Below are 25119 nucleotides of genomic sequence, written 5' to 3' on the forward strand. Positions count from 1 at the left end.
GCATATCAAAATTGGAGGCTCAATGTATGCCGAGTAAAACAACTGATAGTGAATGTAGTAGCTATCCAAAATTTACATTAAGTCTCATTTCTCTTGCCTTAATTTCCTTTCCCTTTCCTGCTTTGGCTGATGAGGTGCTTGATCAAGTCAATGTTGTCGCAGAAAGTCCTGTCAATTCAACTGCTGGGAATAAAGGCTACACCATCAAATCTATGAATACTGCAACGGGATTGCGTATTTCTGGTAAAGATACACCGCAATCGGTCAGTGTAGTCACAAGAAAACAGCTTGATGATCGTGCAATCCACACGCTTGAAGAAGCAATGAAAAATACAACAGGCGTGAATGTAGTGCGTGATTCAGGCTTACAAACTCGTTTTCTTTCTCGTGGTTTTTATGTCGATCAAATAGGAGAAGATGGCATTACAACCAATATCGCAGGACGTTCAGGCTACACTGCAAAAATTGATACTTCGCCAAGCACAGATTTAGCGGTATATGATCATATTGAAGTCGTACGCGGTGCAACAGGGTTAACACAATCCAACTCTGAACCTGGTGGTACAATTAATCTGATTCGCAAACGCCCAACAGAAAAATTCCAACATTTGGGTGAATTAACGGTCGATGAACGTGGCAGCGTGCGAACTATGCTTGATGTTTCAGGGGCAATGAATAAAGAAAAAACGGTTCGCGGACGTTTAGTGCGCGTTGATGAAAAAGCCCGTTCTTTTAAAGATAACGTGAAGGGACGTAAACAGATGGTTTACGGCGTATTAGAAACCAATATTCGTGATAATGGTTTGTTTACGATTGGTGGAATGTATCAAAAAGTGAATGAAGTACCCGATTTTGCTGGGGTAATTTTGCCATGCAAAGATCCTGAAGTGTACGCTTTTTCTTCTCGTCCTGCCTGCCAATCACCGCTGAAATTCCCTCGTAGCACTTATTTGGGAGAAAGTTGGTCGCGCTTAAAAGGAGATAAACATAATTTATTCTCTGAAACTAAACTCTTCCTTGATAACGACTGGACGCTTACCCTTGAATTATCTTATACCCAAAACAATACCGATGCGAAAGTAGGACAGTATTTTATTAAAGATGAACACGCTGCAGGGATGTCAAGTGAAGATGCAACAGGATTCTTAACTGAAAAAGGCGAGGTCATTCCTTTTGAGCCAAAAGATAAGGCATTAGAAAAATTAGCAGGCTATCGTAAAGAAACAAAAGCAGAGTTTGAAACGCAAAAAGCTGATTATTTGAAAAATCGTTTTGATCAACAAACGTTTGAACAATATAAAAACAAGCGTATTAATGAGCGTGCAGTATTACGCCAACAATGTATTGATGAAGGTACTTGGGATTTCTTCTGTGATAGTAATTACCCTCTGTTAAGTGATGATGAATATAAACAAGATTTCGTTAATAAAGCACTTGCAGAACAAGGTATTAGCGACAATGCAAATGAACGCTTCCCGAATCGTTTTTATGATTCAGCCTACAATAATCGTGGAATAACAAACAGAAGATTTAACTATATGCCAATGCGATATAAGAAAAAAGATACGCAATATGGCATTAAATTGAGTTTAAATGGTAGTTATTCACTCTTTGAGCGCGATCACGACTTCTATGTAGGCTATGCTTATAACAACGAAGATATCCAATCTACCTATCTTGAAATTTTCCAGAAAAAATATCGTGTTCGACCAAGTACGGGAGCTACTCACGCTCAGTTTGATGGACAATGCGAGGTTCACCCACTTGGTAGCAACCGCTTACCAACAGAAAAAGGGATTGCGGAGCCAGATTGGGATAAATACACCGACAAAGGCAATGTACGCGTTTACGAGCCAGATTGTAAAAATGCGAGAAAAACAAAATATCAGCCACTGTTAGATAAAGACGGTAAGCCCGTTTATAGAGTGGATGATTTTGGTAAGAAAGCGCCTGTGCTTGTCCCTGTGTATGAATTAGATGCTAACGGCAATAAAATTCAGGAAGTTGATGAAAAGGGCAACCCTATTTTTACAGGTTTTAACGGTACTACACCAGTCTATAAAGAAGTGAAAATCCCTGATGATCATATTCTTGCTCAATATAATTACGCAAAATACTTCAATAAAAATAAAACCCATACCGTTACGATGAGTAACCGATTTAATGCAACCGAAAAATTGCATTTCCTCACTGGGGTAAGTTTTGTGCATTTTAATACTTCACAACGTAAAGAAATGCCTGTGCGTTATGGCGAGCCAATTACCAATTTCCAAACGGCGGAAAATGTGAAAGCGGATAATGAGCATTACACCGCCAAAATGAGTGGTCATAAATTCACGCCATATTTTGGTATTACTTATGACTTAACCGACAGCCAAAGCATTTACGCAAGCTACACGAAGATCTTTAAACAACAAGATAATGTAGACGTTACCTCAAAAACCACCTTACCACCACTGATGGGGACAAACTATGAAGTCGGTTGGAAAGGCGGGTTCTTTGATAACCGCCTCAACAGCTCTGTTGCGCTGTTCACATTAGAGCAAAAAAATAGAACGGTTGTCGATTTTGGCTTTGTGCCTGATTCCACGGGTAGACAAGGTTCTTTCCAAACCATTGCGAAACCAATTGGACGTGTAGTAAGTAAAGGGGTAGAAATTGAGTTAGCAGGCAATGTGACTGAAAACTGGCAACTCTTCTTTGGCTATACTTACAACAAAAGTAAATACAAAAATGCAGAGGAAATTAACGCAGAGCGTATCGGCAAAAATACCAAAGCAAGCCCTTATAACTTCAGTAATTTCACACCAGTGCAAATGTTCCGTTTAGCAACGTCATATCACATTCCTAACACCAAATGGACAATTGGTGGTGGCGTATCGGCACAGACTGGCACAACAAGCCTATATGATATTAGCCAAGCAGGCTATGCCTTGTGGGATGCAAATATCCAATATGACTTCACTAAACATGCGAAGTTAAGCCTCATTGGCGTGAACCTTACCGATAAAATCTATTTCGAAAATAACTACAACCGTACTCGTGGTATGAATAACTTCTACGGTCGTCCTCGTACGGTGATGATGAAATTCGATTGGGCGTTTTAATCCGTATAACGGACCGCTTGCAAGCGGTCGGTTTTCCTCAAACTTTTACCAAATTGATTAAGGATAATGTATGAAATCCATAAAAATGAAACTTTCCCCTTTAAGCCTCGCAATGATCGCAGCATTCGCAACGAATGCGATGGCGGAAGAACAACAAACCGAATTAGCTCCTATCGTGGTAACAGCTTCAGGTACCGTGCAAGAATTGCGTGATGCACCTGCAAGCATTAGTGTAATCAGCCAAGCACAGCTAAAAAAACGCCCTGCCAATCGTTTAGAAAATGCACTCCAAGATATTCCAGGGGTAAATGTAAGTGGCAGTAATGCGAATAAATCAGACATTTCTATTCGTGGTCTACCTGCCGATTACACTTTAATTATGGTGGATGGACACCGCCAAAATACGCGAGAATCTCGTCCAAATGGTAATGGTGGATTTGAAGGAGCATTCATTCCGCCTGTGAGTGCAATTGAACGTATTGAGGTAGTGCGTGGACCAATGTCTTCGCTTTATGGTTCTGATGCAATGGGTGGTGTCGTCAATATCATTACTAAAAATACGACAAAAGAATGGACTGGCTCATTTTCTAGCGGTTTTACCGTTCACGATAAATCTGAATTTGGTGATGGCTATCACGGCGATTTCTTTGTTTCAGGTCCGCTAATTAGCAATGTATTAGGGTTGCAAGTTTATGGTGGCGGTAACTATCGTCAAGAAGATCGCCTGATTGGAGCATCAAACAAAAACAAAGATGGCAACCTTAACGCCAAATTAACCTTTACCCCTGTGGATAAACAAACCTTTATCTTTGAAGCAGGTCGTCATCGCCTATCTAAAGATGAAACCCCAGGAAAAACCATTGATTTAACCACAACACGTGGGGCTTCAGTAACAAAAAATAGCCCAAGCACTACCCGTGCAACCCGCAACCATTGGTCTTTCACTCACCAAGCAGATTGGGATTTTATGACCTCAGAACTTAGCTTCTCGCAAGAAGTGGCTAAACGTGAGGTGATGGTGAATGATGTGATGAACAGCCGTAAGCCAGAAATCAAAAACAATGTATTTGATGCGAAATTTATGTTGCCACTTTCTAACCATTTCTTCGTCTTTGGTGGACAAGTACAACAAGCAAAATTACAAGATGATTCTGTGACAAAAGTGCAAACTAGAACATTACCAAATGGCAAAAAGGCATCAAAAGTGATGTTTGAAAACAGCAAAAATAGCATCAAGCAATCGGCATTCTTCTTAGAAGATCGCATTGATATTGGTGAACATCTGTTGCTTACTCTCGGCTCTCGCTTTGAAAATCACGAAAAATATGGCACACATTGGACGCCTAGAGCTTATGCGATCTACCACTTCAATGATAACTTTACCTTTAAAGCTGGGGTAGCTAAAGCCTTTAAAGAACCAAGCATTCGTGAAATCAGCGAAAGCTATGTAACCTCTACCGAAGCCGGTGCAGGTGTCATTTATGGGAATAAAAATCTCAAACCTGAAACGAGTGTAAACCAAGAGGTTGCTTTTGCTTACAGCAATAATAACGGCTATAGTTCAAGCATTACCTTGTTTAATACTGATTTCAGAAATAAATTAACTAGCCACTACACTGGTAAGGCTGATCCTGTAACAGGGGCTAAATTGTATGAATATGCCAATGTAGGACGTGCGAATGTGAAAGGGGCGGAAATTGCTGCTCATATTCCTTTCAACGAACATTGGAATGCGGATTTAAGCTATACTTACCAACACTCTAAACGCCAATCTGATGAAGATGTCTCTGCCTCTAAAGTTAGTTTGCGCGGTTTACCGTTGGATAACACACCAAAACATTCTGCTAGTGCGAAGCTAAATTGGGACATGAGTGATGCGTTCACAGCCTATACTCGTGTGGCATATAAAGGCAAACAAATTTGGGCAAATCCACGTAATGGCGATAACAAAAATCCATTCCGTACCCGCAAGGCTTACACTACTGTTGATTTAGGTGCAACTTACCAATTTAACCCGAATGTTGCTCTTACTATGGCAGTGTTAAATATCGGCAATCACATTGGAGAGCGTGTGAACACCAATGGAGGCAGCTGGACAGTAGAAGATGGACGCCGTTTATGGACTAACCTTAATGTTACCTTTTAATCAGTTGGGAATTAGCAACATTTAGGCTTTTTAAATGTTGCTGAGCATTTTATGTCGCGATATTTTCTTTACTTTTGGTTGGGCTTGTTATTAATAGCAAAAAGCTATGCCGAGCCTGATTTTACCATTGCAAAACTTAGCTCTAAAATGACCGCTTATTATCATATCCACCAACAAGATATGCACTTTGAAAATAAGGCTTATCGCTTATTTATTGCCGAGCCGAAGCAGCAATCTAAGCCTTTACCAGTGCTTTACCTGCTTGATGGCAATGCACATTTTCCATTGGCGGTAAATGCGGTAAATCCTGATTTACCGCTTCCGCTGATTGTGGGCATCGGCTATGTTTCCGATAATGCTTATTCGATTAATGAACGTCGCCGAGATTACACTTTCCCGGTTCAAGACGAAACCTTCAAAAATGGTGGCGGTGCTGCCGATTTTCTACGTTTTATTCAAACCGAAGTAAAGCCTTATATTGAACAACATTATCGTATTCATAACAAAAAACAGCACTTCTTTGGGCACTCTTTTGGCGGACTTTTTGGGCTTTATATTCTATTCCATCAACCTAATTTATTTCAGTATTACACTCTTGCCAGCCCATCGCTTTGGTGGGGAAAGGGTGAGTTTTTACCTAAAAAGAGTGATTGGATTGCACATAAACCTGAGTATATTTTAATTACTCTTGGTGAGTATGAAGAGTTTCCAGAAAAAGATCCGCAAATAACATCTGAACAGAAACAACGCATTCAGCAACGCCAACAAATACGCCCATTTAATGCAGAGCAGTTGAGCGAAAAATTAAAATCACAGGGCAATAATGCTCACTTTCTTTGGATTTTAAACAAAAATCATGGGAACTCGATACCTGAAGCAATAAAATATAGTGTAGAGCTCATCCAGAAATGAAAAAGGCTAGAACCTTATATGTTGAGGTTTTAGCCTATATTCAGAGGAATCTTGCTTATTGTATGGCGAATTTCTATCCTAAGAAAATTCCCAAACTAAACAGTAAATTGGTGATTAACGCTAAGCCTGCCATCTGCCCTAAAATTGGGCGGAGTTCGATAGGGTTTTGATGGCGATATACAAATAAACCGTGTTTCACCAAAAGTGGCACAGCAAGTAAAAACAGATAATTGTACCAATGCTCAAAATTGCATATTGCAAAAATCAGGTAAGAAACGACCGATAGTCCTAATAGAATAGCGTGGTAAATACGTCCGTTTTTCGAGCCAATGCGTACGATAAGGGTGTTTTTCCCTGCTTTACGGTCTTGGTTAATATCACGGAGATTATTGATATTAAGCACGGCAACCGAAAGTAAACCACAACCAAAGGCTGGAATAAAAATCATCGCAGGCAAGCTGTGAGCTTGTAGATAGAACACACCGATAACCGCAACAAAACCGAAGAAAATCAGCACGAATAAATCGCCTAAACCTAAATAGCCATAGGCTTTCTTGCCGACGGTATAGGTAATTGCTGCCACAATGGAGATCACGCCTAAGCCTAGAAATACCAGCAGATCTTCAATTCCTTCATACGCATAGAAACTTAATGCTGCCCCCGAAATAAAGGAGAGTACACTCAGCACAATGACCGCCATTTTAAGCTGTTCGCCCGTAATCGCACCGTGCTGAATCGCACGCAGTGGACCAATTCGCTCAGCAGTGTCGGATCCTTTTACGTGGTCGCCGTAGTCGTTCGCAAAGTTAGATAACACTTGCAATAAAATGGTTGTGATAAAGGCAAGTAGGGTGGTGATTAAATCAAATTTGCCTGCCCAATAGGCAAGCGCTGAGCCGATAATAATAGAAGCCAACGCAAGTGGTAACGTTTTCGGGCGAGCCGTGCTAAACCAGATGGCAAAGGTGGAATTTTTGTTCATTTTGGTGGTTTCGTTTAGAATAGATAAAAGAAAAACGTAGTTTAGCAAAAAAGAGAAATGATGTGTAATCCAATCAGTTTAAGCCCTGTGGCGGTGGTTGAAAGCCCTTATGATGAGAAATTTTCCGTGCCTCGCCAGCCTAACTTAGTGCAAGAAGGTAAGGGCATTTTACGCCTACTTCCGCCCTATAATATGCCCGATGCCGTACGTGGTATTGAGCAATTTAGCCATTTATGGCTGATTTTTCAATTTCACCAGATTCCCAAGCGTGAATGGCACGCGACCGTTCGCCCACCGCGTTTAGGCGGTAATGAACGTGTGGGCGTGTTTGCGTCTCGTGCTACGCATCGCCCTAATTCTCTTGGGTTGTCTAAAGTAAAATTAGAACGGGTTGAATGCAAAGATGGTGAAGTGTTGTTACATCTGGGCAGCGTTGATTTAGTGAATGGCACGCCTATCTTCGACATCAAGCCCTATATTCACTACGCCGACAGCGAGCCTGAAGCCATTTCTGGCTTTGCCCAAGAAAAACCGCAAGCAAAATTAAGCGTTATATTTCTGCCTGAATCAGAACAAGCGGTCAAGAAAGCTAAAAACTTTGCAAAATTTGGCATAAATCAACCGCTTGATTTTATTCGTGATGTGATTGCTCAAGATCCTCGCCCTGCCTATCAACAAGGGAAAAAATCGGATCGGATTTATGGCATGAATTTGGCGGGCTATAACATACGATGGAAGATTGATGAGCAAGATTTGACAAAGGCGGTAGTGATCGTACTTGATAACACCAAGTTTACGTAATTTTTCCGTGTATTTTGCCCTAAATAGGGCTATTATAAGAACAACTATTCTCAAAAGAAGGAACGCCCTATGAACATTCCATTCTGCTTACCTGAAAACATCACACCGCAAGACTTTTTGCAAAATTATTGGCAAAAACGACCGCTTTTAATCCGCAACGGTTTACCACAAATTGTCGATTTGTTCGAACCAAATGATATTTTGGAATTAGCTTTGGAAGAAGAGATTACCGCTCGCCTAATTCAATGCCGAAATAAACAATGGTCGGTGAAAAATAGTCCGTTTGAAGAACGCGATTTGGAAAACTTGTCCGCACAATGGTCGGTAATGGTGCAAAATCTTGAGCAATGGTCTCCAGAGTTGGGCGAATTATGGCAAGCATTTGGCTATATTCCGCAATGGCAACGCGATGATATTATGGTTTCTTGCTCGCCAGCAGGCGGCACTGTAGGCAAACATTATGATGAATATGATGTATTCCTTGTGCAAGGCTATGGCAAACGCCGTTGGCAAGTAGGTAAATGGTGCGATCCTTCTACTGAATTTAAACCAAACCAGCCAATTCGTATTTTTGATGATATGGGCGATCTGGTGATTGATGAAGTGATGAAGCCGGGAGACGTGCTTTATGTGCCTTCGCGTATGGCACATTATGGTGTGTCAGAAACTGATAGCCTGACTTTCTCATTCGGCTTGCGTTATCCAAATGCGGCGGATTTACTCTGCAAATTCACTGAAACCTTGGACAAAGACCACGATTTATTGCCAACCTCTGAATTTAATATTCCGTTCCGTTTATCGCCAAATGAGCAACCAAATGCGTTGTTAGATCCAAAAATGGTGGCAAACTTCAAACGTCAATTAATCAATTTATTGCAAGATTCTGAGCAATTTGATGCTATTTTTACTCACGCAGTGGCTTCTGCGGTAAGTTCAAGACGCTACGAGCAACTTACCGAAGAGAGTGAAAATTATCCAGATGAAGTACAAGAAGTGCTCGAAGCGGGAGGCTGGTTGCAACAAGATGCAAATGTGAAAATGCTCTATACCGAAAATCCGCAACGTATTTATATAAACGGCGAATGGATTGATGAGCTAAACGAAGCGGAAACTAACTTGTTAATTCGGATTGCCAACGGTGATTCAATTTCGTGGAATAAACTGGCGTCTCGCGTAAAAGACCAAGCCGAACTTGAGTTGTTGCTTGATACGATTTGCGACTGGCTCGATATGGGCTGGTTGATTTTGAACGAGGCGGAATAGCTTACAATTCTGCTAAATTCCCCTACCCCTCTTTGCTAAAGAGGGGTTTTCTTTCATCAATCAATTGCAAAAAATGCAATATAAAATATCAATAATATCAATTTACGCAACAAAAGAATTGCACTATACTGTTTCCAACTTAAACAAACCCATTTCAAAGAAGGAATGCAAACATGGCTCATAACTATTTCAACACATTAAATTTACGTCAAAAATTAGACCAATTGGGTCGCTGCCGTTTTATGGATCGCAGCGAATTCGCAGACGGTTGCGAAGTATTAAAAGGTAAAAAAATCGTGATCGTGGGTTGCGGTGCACAAGGTTTAAACCAAGGTTTAAATATGCGTGATTCTGGCTTAGATATCTCTTACGCATTACGTGCTGAAGCGATTGCAGAAAAACGTGCATCATTCCAACGTGCAACCGAAAACGGCTTTAAAGTTGGTACTTACGAAGAGTTAATTCCAACTGCAGATTTAGTGATTAACTTAACCCCAGACAAACAACACTCTAAAGTGGTGGCTGACGTTGTACCTTTAATGAAACAAGGTGCAGCATTCGGTTATTCACACGGTTTTAACATTGTTGAAGTGGGCGAAGAGATCCGTAAAGACATCACTGTGGTGATGGTAGCACCAAAATGTCCAGGTACAGAAGTGCGTGAAGAGTACAAACGTGGTTTCGGTGTACCAACATTAATCGCAGTTCACCCTGAAAACGACCCTCAAGGCGAAGGCTTAGCGATTGCAAAAGCGTGGGCATCAGCAACTGGTGGTGATCGTGCAGGCGTGTTAGAGTCTTCATTCGTGGCAGAAGTAAAATCTGACTTAATGGGTGAGCAAACTATTCTTTGCGGTATGTTACAAGCAGGTTCAATCGTGTGCTACGACAAATTAGTGGCAGACGGTAAAGACCCTGCATACGCAGGCAAATTAATCCAATACGGTTGGGAAACCATCACTGAAGCGTTAAAACAAGGCGGCATCACGCTGATGATGGATCGCTTATCAAACAGTGCGAAAATCCGTGCCTTTGAATTAGCAGAGCAAATCAAAGAGCAATTAAACTTCTTATACTTAAAACATATGGATGACATTATCAGCGGTCACTTCTCTGCAACAATGATGGCAGACTGGGCGAACGGCGACAAAGATTTATTCGCATGGCGTGAAGCAACAGGCAAAACCGCTTTTGAAAATGCACCAAAAGCCGACGGTATCAAAATTTCTGAACAAGAATACTTCGATAACGGTGTGGTGATGGTTGCAATGGTGAAAGCGGGCGTAGAAATGGCGTTCGATGCAATGGTAGCAAGCGGCATCTACGAAGAGTCTGCATACTATGAGTCATTACATGAATTACCGTTAATTGCAAACACTATCGCACGTAAACGTTTATATGAAATGAACGTGGTAATTTCAGACACTGCAGAATACGGTAACTACTTATTCGCAAACGTAGCAACCCCAATTCTTGCAGAACAATTAATTCCAACTTTACAAAAAGGTGATTTAGGCGAACCAACACCAACCGTTGAAATCGACAACGTTTACTTACGTGATATCAACAACGCAATTCGCAATCACCCAGTAGAATTAATCGGCGAAGAATTACGCGGTTATATGACTGATATGAAACGTATTGCTGTAGCGGGTTAATCTAATCAGTAAAATATCCTAGAAAAACCACCGCTTGTTGTGAAACAAGCGGTGGTTTTGTTTAGGATGATTGCAATTTATTATTTCTGATTAAATTATAAAAATTCCTTAAATGAAAAATTAAACGCATTTTACCCGAAATCAAAATGCAAAAGTAGAATGTTTTTGCACCGCTTGATGAAATCAATGTTTAACGAGAACTAACTTAGTGCAAATTTTGTATAACGGATAATCCACAAAGAACCTAAATCATCTCTTTACTTCCTTGCTAACCTGCGTTAAAATTGGATACCTTTTTTAGTTCTATGCCGCCAAAAATGTGTGCGGTTTAATTTAATCATATTTTTCTGAGGTGATGGCATATGCCAGTAATTAAAGTTCGTGAAAATGAATCATTTGACGTTGCATTACGTCGTTTCAAACGCTCTTGCGAAAAAGCAGGTTTATTAGCAGAAGTTCGTGCTCGTGAATTCTACGAAAAACCAACAACAATTCGTAAACGTGAGAAAGCATCTTTAGCAAAACGTCACGCTAAACGTAATGCTCGTGAAAACGCACGTAACACTCGTTTATACTAATTCATTTGCTTTTTAGCACTGAATCTTTACTAAAACCGTGAAACCGCAAGGAATCACGGTTTTAGTTTATTTATCCCACTCTTTTAGCAATGGAGGACCAATGAAAGGCACTATTCCACGTTCGTTTATTGATGATCTCATTGCTCGCACTGATATTGTCGATCTAATCAACCAACGCGTTAAGCTCAAAAAAGCAGGGAGAGATTATCAAGCCTGTTGCCCATTTCATCACGAAAAAACACCTTCTTTTTCCGTCAGCCAATCCAAACAGTTCTATCACTGCTTCGGCTGTGGGGCACACGGCAATGTGATTAGCTTTTTGATGGAGTATGACAAGCTCGAATTTCCTGAAGCAATTGAAGAACTTGCTGCAATGCAAGGGCTAGAAGTCCCTCGAGAGAATGTACGTCAATCGGGCAACGTTCGCCCTATTAGTTATAAAACGAAACGCGATCTTTACGGTTTACTTGAAGAAATTACCCGCTTCTATCAACACAATTTACAACACGATATTCCAAGCCAAAGTTACTTGCAAGGTCGTGGCTTATCGTCCGAAATCATCGCTAAATTTGAACTTGGCTTTGCACCAAATAGCTATGATGCTGTGCTCAAACGCTTTGGTGTGAATCCTGAGGAAACCCAAAAATTACGCGACACAGGGATGCTTTCAGAAAATGAAAACGGTCGAATTTATGATAAGTTTCGCAATCGAGTGATGTTCCCGATTAGGGATAAACGTGGTCGCGTGATTGCCTTTGGCGGGCGTGTAATGGGTGATGAACGCCCGAAATACCTCAACTCACCCGAATCTGCCACTTACCACAAAGGTAACGAACTTTACGGCTTATACCAAGCTCTACAAGCTAATGAAAATCCTAAATATTTGTTTGTGGTGGAAGGCTATATGGACGTGGTGGCACTCGCTCAATTTGGTGTATTGAATGCGGTTGCCTCACTCGGCACGGCAACTACAGGTGAACAAATCCAACAGATGTTCCGTGTAACAGAGCAGATTGTCTGTTGCTACGATGGTGACCGTGCAGGGCGTGATGCAGCTTGGCGTGCCTTTGAGAATGCCTTACCATATTTGTATGATGGTCGTCAGCTCAAATTTATCTTTTTGCCAGATGGCGAAGACCCCGATACTTTCGTACGAAGCCAAGGCAAAGAGGGTTTTGAACAATATTTGGCGGAACATTCCAAATCATTAAGCGATTTTCTGTTTGATAGCTTACTGATGCAAGTTGATTTATCTAGCCCAGAAGGAAAATCTAAACTTGCCTCGCTTGCCATTCCGCTCATTAATCGCATTCCAGGCGAAATGTTGCGGGTTTACCTTCGCAATATCTTGGGGCAAAAATTAGGCATTTTAGACCCCGCTCAGCTCGAAGCGATGTTGCCAAATCGCCAGCAAAAAGATGTCGCTAAACCACAAGCAAACCAAATCAAACGCACCCCAATGCGCTTGTTGATTGCTTTGTTATTGCAAAATCCTGAGTTGGCAAAACACGTGCCAGACCTCTCACCGCTAAGCGAATTGAACGAACCTGGCTTTGCCTTATTCTGTGAATTAGCCCAAGTTTGCCAAGCTAATATCGGCATTTCAATGGGGGCTTTGCTAGAACATTGGCGAGATAGCGAACAATTCCGCACGCTTGAATTGCTAGCGAGTTGGGATCATATGGTCGCCTCAGAAAACCTAGAAAAAGAGTTTATCGAAACCCTCGGTTTTCTCTACGATAAATTGGTCGAAAAACGAGTAGAGATGTTGATCGCCAAAGAGCGAACTTCAGGTTTGAGTACGGAAGAAAAACAAGAGTTGGTTTTATTACTTTCACAGTAAATTTTACGCCCTTGCTAACGTCCAAACTTGTACCTCTTGTACGCCTGCTTGTTTAATTTCCCTGCAAATCGCATTGAGCGTTGAACCTGTGGTCACTACATCATCCACAATTGCAATTCGCTCATAAAATTTGCCCGCTTGCGGTCTAAACCGAAAAGCGTTTTTCAGGTTTAAACGTCGTTCTTGTGCGGTAAGTTCACGCTGTGAAGCAGTATGTCGAATACGGCTAAGGCTTTGCGTATCAAGCGGAATATCTAGCCATCGAGATAGATACCGGGCGATTAACTCAGATTGATTATAACCTCGCTTCCAATGGCGTTGCCAAAAAAGCGGAACAGGCAAAATTACTTCTGGGAGTGCCAAACCATGCTCCCGTTGAGCCTGTTTCACCGCTAACAACAGCAATCGTGCTAATGGCTGATCTAACCAATATTGCTGATGAAACTTAAAACGATGAATCCAATCTGCAAGCGGTTTTTTATATACCGAAATTTGCACTATTCTTTGCCATTTCGGCTCATTTCGTAAGCATTCCCCGCAAGATAGTGCATTTTCTGCCAACAAACTGCCACAATGCCCGCAGTAAGGTGAATATGCCAAAAGTTTAATGCAACGGCTACAAAAGCCATGATCTGCAATTGCTAATTTTTGATCGCAATGAAAACAGCGGAAATTTAATCTATTCATACACCCTCCGCTATTTACTTTACCAAATTAGCAAAAATTATTTTTCGAGTGAGTTCTAAAAACCGTAAATTTAGTAAAGTGCAGACATAAAAAATGGTCAGGCAAAACCTGACCATTTTCACATTTTATGTTAATAAAGCACGCGTGCTTTAATTGTGCCGTCAATCTCTTTCAAGCGTTTTAATGCTTCTGAGCTATCTTCAAGCTGAACATCAATCACCACATAACCAATTTCTGGATCTGTTTGTAAATATTGGCCTGCGATATTCACGTTTTGATCCACAAACACTTGGTTGATTTTGTTTAAAATACCTGGTTTGTTTTGGTGGATGTGTAATAAACGTTTCGCATTATTGTTGGCAGGAAGTGATACTTCTGGGAAGTTTACTGCCGATAAGGTTGAGCCGTTATCGGAGTATTTCACAAATTTATTTGCCACTTCTGTACCGATGTTTTCTTGAGCTTCCGCCGTTGAACCACCAATGTGTGGGGTTAAAATAACGTTGTCAAATTTACGTAATGGCGATTCAAACGGATCGTTGATAGACGCAGGTTCAACAGGGAATACGTCAATCGCTGCACCGCGTAAGCTGTTTGCTTCTAAACGAGCCGCTAACGCATCTAAATCCACGACAGTACCGCGCGCGGCATTGATTAAAATCGCATCCTCTTTTAATTGGGCAATGCGTTCTGCACTCATTAAGTTTTTAGTCGAGGCATTCTCTGGCACATGTAAAGAAATCGCATCACAACTTGCAAGTAATTCATCCAAACTTGCAACTTGTTGAGCATTGCCAAGCGGTAATTTATTTTCAATGTCATAGAAGTAAACTTGCATCCCCACCGCTTCGGCAATCACGCTCAATTGTGAGCCGATATGACCATAACCGATTATACCCAATTTCTTACCACGCACTTCATTTGCACCCGCAGCTGATTTGTTCCACACACCACGGTGCACTTCCATATTCGCTTTCGGTACTTGACGCATTAACAAAATAATTTCTGCCAACACTAATTCCGCCACGGAGCGGGTATTTGAGAACGGTGCATTAAACACAGGAATACCACGACGTTTCGCTTCCGCTAAATCTACTTGGTTAGTACCAATACAGAAACAGCCTACCGCCACTAATTTTTGTGCGTGCTCTAAAATCTCTTTGGTTAAGTGTGTACGCGAGCGAATTCCCACAAAGTGAGCATCTTTAATTGCTTCGATAAGCTCTTCACCATCTAGGGCTTTTTTATGATACTCAATGTTGGTGTAACCTGCCGCTTTTAATACATCCAGTGCGTTTTGGTGCACGCCTTCGAGTAATAAGAATTTGATTTTTGATTTGTCGAGAGAAACTTTAGCCATAGTTATTCCTTATGTTGTGTTTAAAGTGAAAAACAAAAAGCGGTGCGATTTTGCAAAACGTTTGCAAAAATACACCGCTTGACCTTATTCAATAATTTTTGCCCCTTCAGGCGTGCCAACAATCGTGACGTTCGCAAAACGTTGTGCAAAAATACCGTTGGTGACCACACCTGCGATATTGTTGATGGCGTGTTCCATTTTCAGCGGTTCAAGAATTTTAAAGTGATGCACATCTAAAATCACATTGCCGTTATCCGTTACCACGCCTTCACGCCATTCAGGAGAACCACCAAGTGCAACTAATTGACGAGCCACATAAGAACGAGCCATCGGAATCACTTCCACTGGCAATGGGAAAGTTGAACCAAGCACATCGACTTGTTTTGAGCTATCCACGATACAAATAAATTTTTTCGCCAAAGAACTCACAATTTTTTCACGGGTTAATGCTGCCCCGCCGCCTTTGATCATTGCACCTTGCGGGGTAATTTCATCTGCACCATCGATATACACATCTAATTCCACAACGTCATTAGCACTAAACACCTCAATCCCCAACGCACGCAAACGATCTTCTGAAGCTTTCGATGCCGCTACTGCACCTTTAATTTCATCTTTCATTGAAGCTAATTCATCAATAAAGCAATTCACAGTTGAACCGCTACCCACGCCAACGATGGTATCTGGTGTCACAAATTTTAGTGCTGCTTTCGCTGCAATTTTCTTCATTTCTTGTTGGTTCATTACGTTTCCCTATTATTGCTTTAAAGATAAAAATTGATTCCATTGTGTGCCAAAGAGCAAGCTAAATCAAGCGGTAATTTTTCATAAGTCATTTGAAAATTTTTCTAAAAATAAAAAATTTTGTTTTGCTAATTTTCCGCTAATTTTTCCTCTCTAGAATACACACTATCAAGAGCAGAGATGCTTTTGATCATAATGATTTTAAACTCTATGAAAATAAACTTTTAAAACTCTACAAGGAGAATACTATGAAAAAATCAGTAAAAACTTTAGCAGCAACATTATTAACAGGTGTTATGACTTTCGGTGCAATCAATGCGAATGCAATGTCTCCAAAAGATCAAGATGCTTTGGGTAAAGCTAAAATCACGGCAGTGCAAGCATTATCTGCCGCACAAGCAAAAATCGGTGCCGATGCGAAAGTAAAAGGTATCGATTTTAAACATCACTACTTTGGTAAAGATCATTTTGAAGTTGAAATGTTTGCTAACGGTCAAAAACAAAAAGTGGCAGTAGATGCAGCAAGCGGTGATATTTTAGGCGTGGAAAGCGAAGCCCCTAAAACCGTGAAAGTTAGCCCAACAGCAGATATTGCACCACAAGTGAGCTTCGCTCAAGCAATGGACACCGCAGTGACAAAAACGGGCGGTAAAGTGGCAGAAGCGGACTTAGAGCATAAACGCGGTATGGCATTCTACAAAATCGAAACCATAAACAACGGTGTGGTTTATAAAGTGGCGGTAGATGCAAATAGCGGGCAAATTATTGATATGCCACAAAAACATAAAGGTAAGCATCATAAACACGATCGCTTTGAAAAAGGCGAACGTCACGAACATCATCAAAATGAAGGCGGTTTCCGTCAAAACTAATCTTATCTTCGCATTGTGCGATGTCGGGCGGATGTATTTCCGCCTATTTTTCGATAAAATCTCGTCAATTTTTTAATCTTTCATTTTTACTATGCGAATTTTATTGGTCGAAGACGACAAAATGATTGCCAAAGCGGTCTTGAATGGCTTGAAAACCGCCCGTTATGCGGTGGATTGGGTAAACAACGGCAACACGGCAGAACAGGCGTTAAACAGCCAGCAATATGATTTGGTGTTGCTCGATTTGGGTTTACCAGGGCAAGATGGTTTGCAAGTACTGAAACATCTCCGACAAGAAAAAAACAATACGCCTGTGTTGATTGTCACCGCACGTGATGATTTGGATAGTCGCTTGGCAGGCTTAGACGGCGGGGCAGACGACTACATTATTAAGCCTTTTGATTTGTCCGAATTACTTGCCCGCATTCGTGCTGTCCTGCGTCGTCAAAGCGGACAAAGCACGCCATTGTTAAGTAACGGTACAATCACCCTCAATCCGACGAACTACCAAGTTACTCTTGCTGATCAACTGACACCAATTGAGCTCAGCAACAAGGAATTTGCCATTCTGCAAGCTTTAATGACAAGACCAGGGATTATCCATTCTCGTGCAGACTTGGAAGATAAAATCTACGCGTGGGGCGATGAAGTGGAGAGCAACGCCATTGATTTTCTGATTCACGCCTTACGCAAGAAAATCGGTAAAGAGCATATTAAAAATGTGCGAGGCGTGGGATGGTTGGTTTCTAAAAATTAGTGATACCTCGGATAACAACCTTACCCTAAGAGGAAAAATGAAAAACTCAATCCAACTCAAACTCACTTTAGCTTTCACCGCCCTTTTCACTGTGGCGGCAGGCATTGCGGGCGGTGTTTCGTTCTACGATACTTACCGCGAAACTTACAAACTGCAAGACGATATGTTGGTTCAGCTTTCAGGCTTCGTCAATTCCGTGGAAAATCCGACCGCACTTTCGGGGGATTTTCGTCCGCCACGCGATAACGATGCACGAATTTATATGCATTTTGAGCGAAACAACGCTCATACAGAAAGTCTTCCGCCGAATTTTCCACAGCAAATGGAAGATGGTTTCCATACGCTCAGAAAAGATGGCAAAAAATACAAAAGAGTCAAACCGCACAAAGAAAACCGCTTTTGGTTTACGTTGAAAAACGCCGATGATTTATACCGCACTTACGTTCGTAACACACCCAACGGCAAGATTATCATCACCCAAGAAAATGAATATCGTGAAGAATTAGCATTCCGCAGTGCATGGCAGAGCGTGATTCCGCTGATTGTATTGTTGCCGTTGATTATTTTGCTGACCATTTGGATTGTCCGTCTTGCAATGAAGCCCGTAGACAGACTTTCTCACAAGCTAGAAAAACGCCACGAGCAAAATCTTACACCGTTGCCGACGGAAAAAATTCCGAGCGAAATTCGCGGATTTGTGGTGGAAATCAACCGCTTGTTGGGGCGAACAGATGAATTTATTCAGCAACAAAAACGCTTTATTGCGGATGCATCACATGAATTGCGTAGTCCGATGACCGCCCTTTCCTTGCAAGTGGAGCAACTCGCTCATCAAGATTTACCTACTGAAGCCAAAACTCAACTTATCCAAGTGAAACAAGGTATTCAGCGTAGTCGCAACTTACTGGAGCAGCTGCTTTCATTGGCTCGCATTCAAAATAATAAAATGGAAAACCACACTGATTTCAACGTGCAGGATATTTTCCGCAGCGTAATTGAGGATGTGCTGCCACTTGCCCTTGATAAAGATCAGGATTTGGGCGTAACGAATGAGCAAGCGGTCAATTTCCACGGTTCGGAAACGGATCTCTACTTGCTCGTTAAAACGCTGGTGGATAACGCCATTCGATACACACCAAACGGTAGCCAGATTGATTTAAGTGTCAAAGAGAAAGACGGTAGTATTCAGATCTGCGTAGAAGATAACGGCAACGGCATTCCACCAGAAGAACGCCAACGCGTGCTAGATCCGTTCTACCGTATTCTTGGTACAGAACAACAAGGCTCGGGCTTAGGCTTGGCGATTGCTGAGGAAATTGTGAAAAATTATGGTGGAAAAATTGAATTAAAAGATTCAGTGAATTTTGAAACGGGGTTGCTAGTGGAGGTTAAATTACCAACAAGCGGTTAAATTTAAGAAAAAATTAGATTTGATAAACACAAGCGGTGGATTTTGCAATTTATTTTACAAAATCCACCGCTTGTTGTTTATGGAAGAATTAGTTACGTTTCACTGCTTCCGCAATCTCTTCCGCACAGCTTTGGGCTAACGTTGCATCTTCACACTCTACCATCACACGAATAAGCGGTTCTGTACCTGATTTACGTAACAAGATACGTCCTTTTCCTGCTAAGCGCTCTTCCACCGATTTTGCTACCGCTTTTACTTCTTCGCTGTTGAGTGGGTTTTCACCGCCTGCGAAGCGAACGTTAATTAACACTTGCGGGAAGAGTGGCACGGCTTTTGCTAATTCGTTTAAGGTTAGATTGTGTTTTACCATTGCCGCTAACACTTCAAGCGAGGCAACAATACCATCACCCGTGGTGTTTTTATCTAACACGATGATATGACCTGAGTTTTCACCGCCTAATTTCCAGCCTTTCTCTTTTAATTGCTCAAGCACATAGCGGTCACCCACATTGGCACGCACGAATGGGATCGCAAGTTCTTTTAATGAGAGTTCTAAGCTCATATTGCTCATTAATGTACCCACTACGCCACCTTTTAATTTGCCCGCACGCAACGCTTCACGTGCCAAAATAAACAGAATTTGATCGCCATCTACTTTATTGCCTAAGTGGTCTACCATCATAATGCGGTCGCCATCGCCATCGTAAGCTAAACCGATGTCTGCTTCCGACTCTTTCACCACTTTTTGAAGTGCTTTGATGTCCGTTGCCCCGCATTTTTCATTGATGTTTAAGCCATTCGGACGTGTGCCGATTTCGATAACATCAGCTCCTAACTCACGCATTACGTTTGGTGCAATGTGGTAAGTTGCGCCGTTCGCACAATCCACCACGATTTTTAAGCCATCTAAGCTTAATTCAGATGGGAAACCTGCTTTACAAAATTCAATGTAACGACCTGCCGCATCATTGATTCGGCTCGCCTTACCAAGGTTTGCAGAGTCAACACAATCCATCGGCTCATCTAACATCGCTTCGATCGCTTCTTCTACTTCATCAGGTAATTTTTCACCCACTGATGAGAAAAATTTGATCCCGTTGTCGTAGTATGGATTGTGAGAGGCTGAAATCACGATCCCCGCTTCTGCACGGAAAGTGCGGGTTAAATACGCAATTGCAGGGGTTGGCATTGGACCGACGAATACCGCAGATAAACCTGCTGCAGTTAAACCTGCTTCAAGTGCTGATTCCAACATATAGCCAGAAATACGGGTGTCTTTACCAATAATCACTTTTTTCGTGCCTTGAGTCGCAAGCACTTTACCTGCCGCCCAGCCGAGTTTTAACGCAAATTCTGGCGTAATTGGGAATTTACCGACTTCACCACGTACACCATCTGTACCGAAATATTTGCGAGCCATAAATGTTCCTTATTTTAAAAAGTATTGATAAGCCAAGCTGTCGCTCACGTCTTGGTAGCGATAGCCTAATTGTTCTAAATGTTTGGTTAATTCTGCTTCTGAGCCTTCAGCCATAGGAAATGCGGCTAAAATATCACCGTAGTCCGCACCGTGTGCACGGTAGTGGAATAGTGAAATATCCCAATCAGTTAAGGCTTGTAAGAATGTAAGCAATGCCCCTTTTTGCTCAGGGAAATCAAAGCGATAGAGCTTTTCGTTTTGAATACTAGCCGGTCTGCCACCGATCATATAACGCACGTGCGTTTTAGCGATGTCATCATCTGATAAATCGCTCACATCGTAACCATTTTGGAGAAGTTCTTCGAGAATTTCTGCTTTTTCTTGGCTGCCAGAAATGCGTACGCCTACAAAAATACACGCGTTGGTATCATCTGCATGACGGTAGTTAAATTCTGTCACCGCACGGCTACCCAGAATTTGGCAGAATTTTAAGAAGCTGCCTTTCTGCTCTGGAATGGTTACCGCTAATAAGGCTTCACGTTTTTCGCCAATTTCGCAACGCTCAGAAACAAAACGAAGTGTGTGGAAATTAAGGTTTGCACCTGAGAGCACGCAAGCGAGATTTTCTCCTTCGATGCCGTGCTTTTTCACATATTTTTTCAAACCTGCAAGCGAGGTTGCACCCGAAGGCTCCGCTACCGCACGCACATTCTCAAAAATATCTTTCAATGCCGCACAGATTTCATCGTTATCGACTAAAACCACATCATCAACATATTGTTTACAAATACGGAAAGTTTCATCGCCGATACGTTTTACCGCAATACCGTCTGCGAATAAACCTACGTGATCTAAATCGACGGGCTGACCCGCTTTTAATGCGTGATATAAACAAGCAGAGTCTTTGGATTCTACCCCAATGACTTGAATTTCAGGCAAAAGCTGTTTCACTAACACTGCGATCCCTGCGATCAAACCACCACCGCCAACAGGCACAAAAATGCGGTTAAGATCGGAACGTTGTTGAATGAGTTCCATCGCAATGGTGCCTTGCCCTGCAATCACGGCTGGAGCATCAAATGGGTGAATAAAGGTCATATTCAACTCTTTCGAAAGCTCAAGTGCTTTGGCTTTGGCTTCGTCAAAGTTAGCACCATAAAGCAATACTTCTCCACCAAAACCACGCACCGCATCCACTTTAATACTTGGCGTATTTTGCGGCATCACGATTAAGGCACGTAAGCCTAAATGTTTCGCTGAAAGCGCGACACCTTGAGCGTGGTTACCCGCAGAAGCCGCAATCACACCTGCTTCTTTTTGAGCTTTAGAAAGATTAGAAATCATCGCAAATGCTCCGCGTAGCTTAAAGCTATGCACCGGCTGGCGATCTTCACGTTTGATGAAAATATTATTTTTTAAGCGTGAAGAGAGCTTGTCCATTTTTTGTAATGGCGTGACTTGAGCGAGATCATAAATATTGGAACTAAGAATAGTGCGGAGATAGTCCGTATTCGATTGGATTTGTTGTGTCATATGATTGATTTTAATGATCTTCCCAAAGGCAGGGATTGAAAGGGTTAGATAGTCGAAAAGGGCGTGTTTAGCACGCCCCATTGCAATTAGTTAATTAGTGTCCACCACAACCACAGCCACCATGATTGTGTCCGTGATCATGATGATGGTGATGACCACCGCCACAGCAGCCGTGACCTTCTTCTTCATCGCTGTCGTGACCACCACAGCCACAACCGTGTTCGTGACCAGAATGAATGTGACCGTGTGCAATCTCTTCTAAAGTTGCTTCACGTGTACCCACTACTTCTACAGAGAAGAGTAATTCTTGACCTGCAAGCATATGGTTACCATCAACCACTACTTCATCGCCATCCACTTCAGTAATCACAACAGGCAATGGACCTAAGTCAGTATCTGCGATAAAACGCATACCTACTTCTAATTCCTCTACGCCCATAAATACATCTTTCGGCACACGTTGTACCATATTTTCGTTGTATTCGCCGTATCCTTCTTCTGGGCTTACACGTACTTCGAAAGTATCACCAACCGCTTTACCTTCTAATGCCTTTTCTAAGCCTTCAACAAGATTGTTGTGACCGTGTAAGTATTCTAGCGGTTGGTTCGCTGGTGCTTCGTCCACTAATACGCCATCTTGAGTACGTACTTGATAAGCAATGCTTGGTACTACGTTTTTAGTAATTTTCATTAAAAATGATCCTTTGTTTATATAAAAAATTAACCGCATTGTAGCGGTTTGTATAATATTTGCAAATTGTTCTATAAATTTGATCGCTTGTAGAGTGTGTGAAATTCATGTCACGCACATCAATATAGAAAAGCGTGCGTGGATTTTTCAATCCACACACCCTACTATACTAAATAAAAACAAGATCTTTTAAGCGATAACCTTGTGGCACGGTTTCTTTGTCTTCAAAAGTAACAAATTCCCACGCATTTTCATTCGCAAGCACGGCACGGAGTAATTTATTGTTCACACCATGACCCGATTTATAGGCTCTGAAATCGCCTAAGATGTTGTAACCGCACATAAAGAGATCACCGATAGAATCAAGCATTTTATGTTTTACCAATTCATCTTTATAGCGTAAGCCATCTTCATTTAAAATGCGGTAATCATCTAACACGATGGCATTATCTAAGCTACCACCTAGTGCTAAACCAATTGATTGGAGATATTCCACATCTTTCATAAAAGTAAAGGTTCTTGCACGGCTAATTTGCTGAATGAAATTTTCGGCTGAAAGATCCATCGCAAAATGGCGTACATCTTTGCTAATCATCGGGTGATTGAAATCAATGGTGAAATCTAATTTTAAGCCATTTGCATAAGGTCTGATTTCTGCCCATTTATCGCCCTCTTCCACACGTACGGTTTCTTTAATGCGGATGAATTTTTTCGGAGCATTTTGCTCTTCGATACCCGCATCTAAAAAAAGATAGATAAACGGACTTGCACTGCCATCCATAATTGGAATTTCAGGGGCATCAACTTCCACGATAAGGTTGTCTAAACCTAATGCCGCCATCGCTGCATTTAAATGCTCAACGGTTGAAATACGCACACCATCATCGTTGATCATACAAGTACAAAGCTGTGTATCACGAATTGATTCTGCACTTGCTGGGAAGTAAACAGCAGGCTCTAAATCAGTTCGTGCATAAATAATCCCTGTATTAGCAGGGGCAGGACGCAATGTGAGCGTCACTTTTTTGCCACTGTGCAAACCAATGCCAGTGACTTTGGTTGCTTGTTTTAGGGTTCTTTGTTTAATCATTTTTTATTCCTCGCAAGCGATCGAAATTAACGACCGTTTCGCATAAATCCTGGAATAGAGCTCGGTGAGAACACTTGGTTTGGATCAATTGTTCTTGGCTGTTGCGTTGTTCCAGCATTTTGTGGTGCTTGATTAAAGCCTATTGGTTGTGGCTGATGACCATAATTCTGGTTTGGCTGAACAGACTGTTGAGTCCCATAACCTACTGGTTTTGGTACTGGCTGAGATTGTTCAACTGGCTGTGGTTGTTGCAGCATACCTGTACGTGGCATGGTTAACTCTTCTGCTTGACCTAAACCAGTTGCAACCAATGTTACACGGATTTTACCTTCCATTTCAGGATAGAACGTTGTACCGAAAATAATAGTTGCATCAGGATCTGTTGCTTCAGTAATATATTTCACAACAGAATCCACTTCATTTAGTTCTAAGTCATCGCCTGCTGAAATATTAATCAATACGCCTTTTACACCTGATAAATCAACATCTTCTAATAACGGACTTGCCACTGCTTCCATTGCTGCACGCTCTGCACGCCCTTCGCCTTCTGCAATGCCCGTTCCCATCATTGAACGTCCCATACCAGACATAACTGTTTTCACGTCATTAAAGTCTACGTTTACCAAACCTTCTTTGGTAATCATATCAGTAATACCTAATACTGCGTTACGCAAAACATCATCAGCATATGAGAATGCATCCTTAAATTTTACGCCTTTAGGTAAAACTTTAAGTAATTTTTCATTTTGAATAATAATCAACGCATCTACATTTTTCGCTAATTCTTTAATGCCTTGTTCTGCGAAATTTAAACGTTTTCTACCTTCAAAATTAAATGGTTTAGTAACAATCGCAACGGTTAAAGCACCTTGGCTTTTTGCAATTTCAGCAATAACTGGAGAAGCCCCTGTACCAGAACCTCCCCCCATACCTGCTGCGATGAATACCATACTTGCATCACTTAACATATTAGTTAATGCTTCACGGTCTTCTTCTGCAGATTGATAGCCAATATTTGGATCACCACCAGCCCCCAAACCATGAGTAATACCTGCACCAATTTGTACAGTATTACGCACTGCACTTGAACGCAATACTTGTGCATCTGTATTTACTGAAAAAAACTCCACGCTGCCAATATCATCTTCCTGACAGCTCCTAACCATATGGTTCAATGCATTACCGCCACCGCCACCAACGCCAACAACTTTAATTACTGCATCAGGCGTTGTCTCATAAACTGGTTCGAACATTCTTTACTCCC

Annotated in this window: 20 protein-coding genes; 11 read left to right on the top strand and 9 right to left on the bottom strand. The window is 41.7% G+C overall.

Annotated elements, in window-relative coordinates; all coding sequences use genetic code 11:
• Positions 1-26 precede the first annotated feature (26 nt).
• From B0185_RS06710 to B0185_RS06720, 3 genes are all read left to right on the top strand, one after another.
• Positions 27-3107: a TonB-dependent siderophore receptor gene (locus tag B0185_RS06710; RefSeq protein ID WP_005707234.1), complete on the top strand. Its 3081-nt coding sequence runs from the start codon at positions 27-29 to the stop codon at positions 3105-3107.
• 70 nt (positions 3108-3177) lie between these two features.
• A complete protein-coding gene (locus tag B0185_RS06715; protein WP_005707192.1) occupies positions 3178-5253 on the top strand; it encodes a TonB-dependent receptor domain-containing protein in 2076 nt (691 codons plus the stop codon).
• Positions 5254-5304: 51 nt separating this feature from the next.
• Complete coding sequence (locus B0185_RS06720) at positions 5305-6165, top strand: alpha/beta hydrolase (RefSeq protein WP_005707210.1); 861 nt, start codon at positions 5305-5307, stop codon at positions 6163-6165.
• Positions 6166-6238: 73 nt separating this feature from the next.
• On the opposite strand, the gene B0185_RS06725 is transcribed toward B0185_RS06720, so the two are convergent.
• On the bottom strand, positions 6239-7147 hold the full coding sequence (locus tag B0185_RS06725) for a 1,4-dihydroxy-2-naphthoate polyprenyltransferase (protein ID WP_005707215.1): 909 nt from the start codon (positions 7145-7147) through the stop codon (positions 6239-6241).
• A 60-nt stretch (positions 7148-7207) separates the two neighbouring features.
• On the opposite strand from B0185_RS06725, the gene tsaA reads away from it, so the two are divergent.
• From tsaA to dnaG, 5 genes are all read left to right on the top strand, one after another.
• Complete coding sequence (tsaA, locus tag B0185_RS06730; RefSeq protein WP_005707239.1) at positions 7208-7948, top strand: tRNA (N6-threonylcarbamoyladenosine(37)-N6)-methyltransferase TrmO; 741 nt, start codon at positions 7208-7210, stop codon at positions 7946-7948.
• 69 nt (positions 7949-8017) lie between these two features.
• Entirely contained in the window at positions 8018-9211 is a 1194-nt protein-coding gene (locus B0185_RS06735; RefSeq protein WP_005707252.1) for a ribosomal protein uL16 3-hydroxylase, read from the top strand.
• Positions 9212-9384: 173 nt separating this feature from the next.
• A complete protein-coding gene (gene ilvC / locus B0185_RS06740; RefSeq protein ID WP_005707246.1) occupies positions 9385-10869 on the top strand; it encodes a ketol-acid reductoisomerase in 1485 nt (494 codons plus the stop codon).
• 362 nt (positions 10870-11231) lie between these two features.
• Positions 11232-11447, top strand: coding sequence for a 30S ribosomal protein S21 (rpsU, locus tag B0185_RS06745; protein WP_005598703.1), 216 nt, complete (start codon positions 11232-11234; stop codon positions 11445-11447).
• A 100-nt stretch (positions 11448-11547) separates the two neighbouring features.
• Positions 11548-13290 carry a DNA primase gene (gene dnaG, locus B0185_RS06750; protein WP_005707191.1) on the top strand — a complete coding sequence of 581 codons (1743 nt, stop codon included), beginning with the start codon at positions 11548-11550 and terminating at the stop codon, positions 13288-13290.
• Between the two features lie 3 nt (positions 13291-13293).
• Here the strand turns inward: dnaG and B0185_RS06755 are convergent, their stop codons facing one another.
• The 3 genes from B0185_RS06755 to rpiA form a co-directional block, all read right to left on the bottom strand.
• Positions 13294-13977, bottom strand: a complete 684-nt coding sequence (locus B0185_RS06755) for a DNA utilization protein GntX (RefSeq protein WP_039863386.1) — start codon at positions 13975-13977, stop codon at positions 13294-13296.
• Between the two features lie 130 nt (positions 13978-14107).
• A complete protein-coding gene (gene serA / locus B0185_RS06760; protein ID WP_005707257.1) occupies positions 14108-15337 on the bottom strand; it encodes a phosphoglycerate dehydrogenase in 1230 nt (409 codons plus the stop codon).
• A gap of 84 nt (positions 15338-15421) precedes the next feature.
• The gene (gene rpiA / locus B0185_RS06765; RefSeq protein ID WP_005707186.1) at positions 15422-16081 is read right to left on the bottom strand and encodes a ribose-5-phosphate isomerase RpiA; all 660 of its coding nucleotides are present in this window, start codon (positions 16079-16081) and stop codon (positions 15422-15424) included.
• A 248-nt stretch (positions 16082-16329) separates the two neighbouring features.
• Here rpiA and B0185_RS06770 point away from each other — a divergent pair, with 248 nt between their 5' ends.
• The 3 genes from B0185_RS06770 (at position 16330) to B0185_RS06780 (ending at position 19121) form a co-directional block, all read left to right on the top strand.
• On the top strand, positions 16330-16953 hold the full coding sequence (locus B0185_RS06770) for a PepSY domain-containing protein (RefSeq protein ID WP_005707226.1): 624 nt from the start codon (positions 16330-16332) through the stop codon (positions 16951-16953).
• A gap of 91 nt (positions 16954-17044) precedes the next feature.
• Positions 17045-17710: a response regulator gene (locus B0185_RS06775; protein ID WP_005707200.1), complete on the top strand. Its 666-nt coding sequence runs from the start codon at positions 17045-17047 to the stop codon at positions 17708-17710.
• Between the two features lie 37 nt (positions 17711-17747).
• A complete protein-coding gene (locus tag B0185_RS06780) occupies positions 17748-19121 on the top strand; it encodes an ATP-binding protein (RefSeq protein WP_005707249.1) in 1374 nt (457 codons plus the stop codon).
• Between the two features lie 88 nt (positions 19122-19209).
• Here the strand turns inward: B0185_RS06780 and glmM are convergent, their stop codons facing one another.
• From glmM to ftsZ, 5 genes are all read right to left on the bottom strand, one after another.
• Positions 19210-20541, bottom strand: a complete 1332-nt coding sequence (gene glmM / locus B0185_RS06785; protein ID WP_005707195.1) for a phosphoglucosamine mutase — start codon at positions 20539-20541, stop codon at positions 19210-19212.
• Positions 20542-20550: 9 nt separating this feature from the next.
• Positions 20551-22074, bottom strand: a complete 1524-nt coding sequence (ilvA, locus tag B0185_RS06790; RefSeq protein ID WP_039863393.1) for a threonine ammonia-lyase, biosynthetic — start codon at positions 22072-22074, stop codon at positions 20551-20553.
• Positions 22075-22168: 94 nt separating this feature from the next.
• Entirely contained in the window at positions 22169-22765 is a 597-nt protein-coding gene (gene slyD / locus B0185_RS06795) for a peptidylprolyl isomerase (RefSeq protein ID WP_005707253.1), read from the bottom strand.
• A 169-nt stretch (positions 22766-22934) separates the two neighbouring features.
• Positions 22935-23855, bottom strand: coding sequence for a UDP-3-O-acyl-N-acetylglucosamine deacetylase (gene lpxC / locus B0185_RS06800; protein WP_005707209.1), 921 nt, complete (start codon positions 23853-23855; stop codon positions 22935-22937).
• Positions 23856-23881: 26 nt separating this feature from the next.
• Complete coding sequence (gene ftsZ / locus B0185_RS06805; protein ID WP_005707265.1) at positions 23882-25108, bottom strand: cell division protein FtsZ; 1227 nt, start codon at positions 25106-25108, stop codon at positions 23882-23884.
• Between the last annotated feature and the right edge of the window lie 11 nt (positions 25109-25119).

It is taken from the genome of Haemophilus parahaemolyticus (assembly GCF_002015035.1).
GTDB classification, from domain to species: domain Bacteria; phylum Pseudomonadota; class Gammaproteobacteria; order Enterobacterales; family Pasteurellaceae; genus Haemophilus_A; species Haemophilus_A parahaemolyticus.

Bases quoted from the DNA above. Each gene is read 5' to 3' on its own strand.
- B0185_RS06710 (WP_005707234.1), top strand. From the start codon at position 27: ATGCCGAGTAAAACAACTGATAGTGAATGTAGTAGCTATCCAAAATTT.
- B0185_RS06715 (WP_005707192.1), top strand. From the start codon at position 3,178: ATGAAATCCATAAAAATGAAACTTTCCCCTTTAAGCCTCGCAATGATC.
- B0185_RS06720 (WP_005707210.1), top strand. From the start codon at position 5,305: ATGTCGCGATATTTTCTTTACTTTTGGTTGGGCTTGTTATTAATAGCA.
- B0185_RS06725 (WP_005707215.1), bottom strand. From the start codon at position 7,147: ATGAACAAAAATTCCACCTTTGCCATCTGGTTTAGCACGGCTCGCCCG.
- tsaA (WP_005707239.1), top strand. From the start codon at position 7,208: ATGTGTAATCCAATCAGTTTAAGCCCTGTGGCGGTGGTTGAAAGCCCT.
- B0185_RS06735 (WP_005707252.1), top strand. From the start codon at position 8,018: ATGAACATTCCATTCTGCTTACCTGAAAACATCACACCGCAAGACTTT.
- ilvC (WP_005707246.1), top strand. From the start codon at position 9,385: ATGGCTCATAACTATTTCAACACATTAAATTTACGTCAAAAATTAGAC.
- rpsU (WP_005598703.1), top strand. From the start codon at position 11,232: ATGCCAGTAATTAAAGTTCGTGAAAATGAATCATTTGACGTTGCATTA.
- dnaG (WP_005707191.1), top strand. From the start codon at position 11,548: ATGAAAGGCACTATTCCACGTTCGTTTATTGATGATCTCATTGCTCGC.
- B0185_RS06755 (WP_039863386.1), bottom strand. From the start codon at position 13,977: ATGAATAGATTAAATTTCCGCTGTTTTCATTGCGATCAAAAATTAGCA.
- serA (WP_005707257.1), bottom strand. From the start codon at position 15,337: ATGGCTAAAGTTTCTCTCGACAAATCAAAAATCAAATTCTTATTACTC.
- rpiA (WP_005707186.1), bottom strand. From the start codon at position 16,081: ATGAACCAACAAGAAATGAAGAAAATTGCAGCGAAAGCAGCACTAAAA.
- B0185_RS06770 (WP_005707226.1), top strand. From the start codon at position 16,330: ATGAAAAAATCAGTAAAAACTTTAGCAGCAACATTATTAACAGGTGTT.
- B0185_RS06775 (WP_005707200.1), top strand. From the start codon at position 17,045: ATGCGAATTTTATTGGTCGAAGACGACAAAATGATTGCCAAAGCGGTC.
- B0185_RS06780 (WP_005707249.1), top strand. From the start codon at position 17,748: ATGAAAAACTCAATCCAACTCAAACTCACTTTAGCTTTCACCGCCCTT.
- glmM (WP_005707195.1), bottom strand. From the start codon at position 20,541: ATGGCTCGCAAATATTTCGGTACAGATGGTGTACGTGGTGAAGTCGGT.
- ilvA (WP_039863393.1), bottom strand. From the start codon at position 22,074: ATGACACAACAAATCCAATCGAATACGGACTATCTCCGCACTATTCTT.
- slyD (WP_005707253.1), bottom strand. From the start codon at position 22,765: ATGAAAATTACTAAAAACGTAGTACCAAGCATTGCTTATCAAGTACGT.
- lpxC (WP_005707209.1), bottom strand. From the start codon at position 23,855: ATGATTAAACAAAGAACCCTAAAACAAGCAACCAAAGTCACTGGCATT.
- ftsZ (WP_005707265.1), bottom strand. From the start codon at position 25,108: ATGTTCGAACCAGTTTATGAGACAACGCCTGATGCAGTAATTAAAGTT.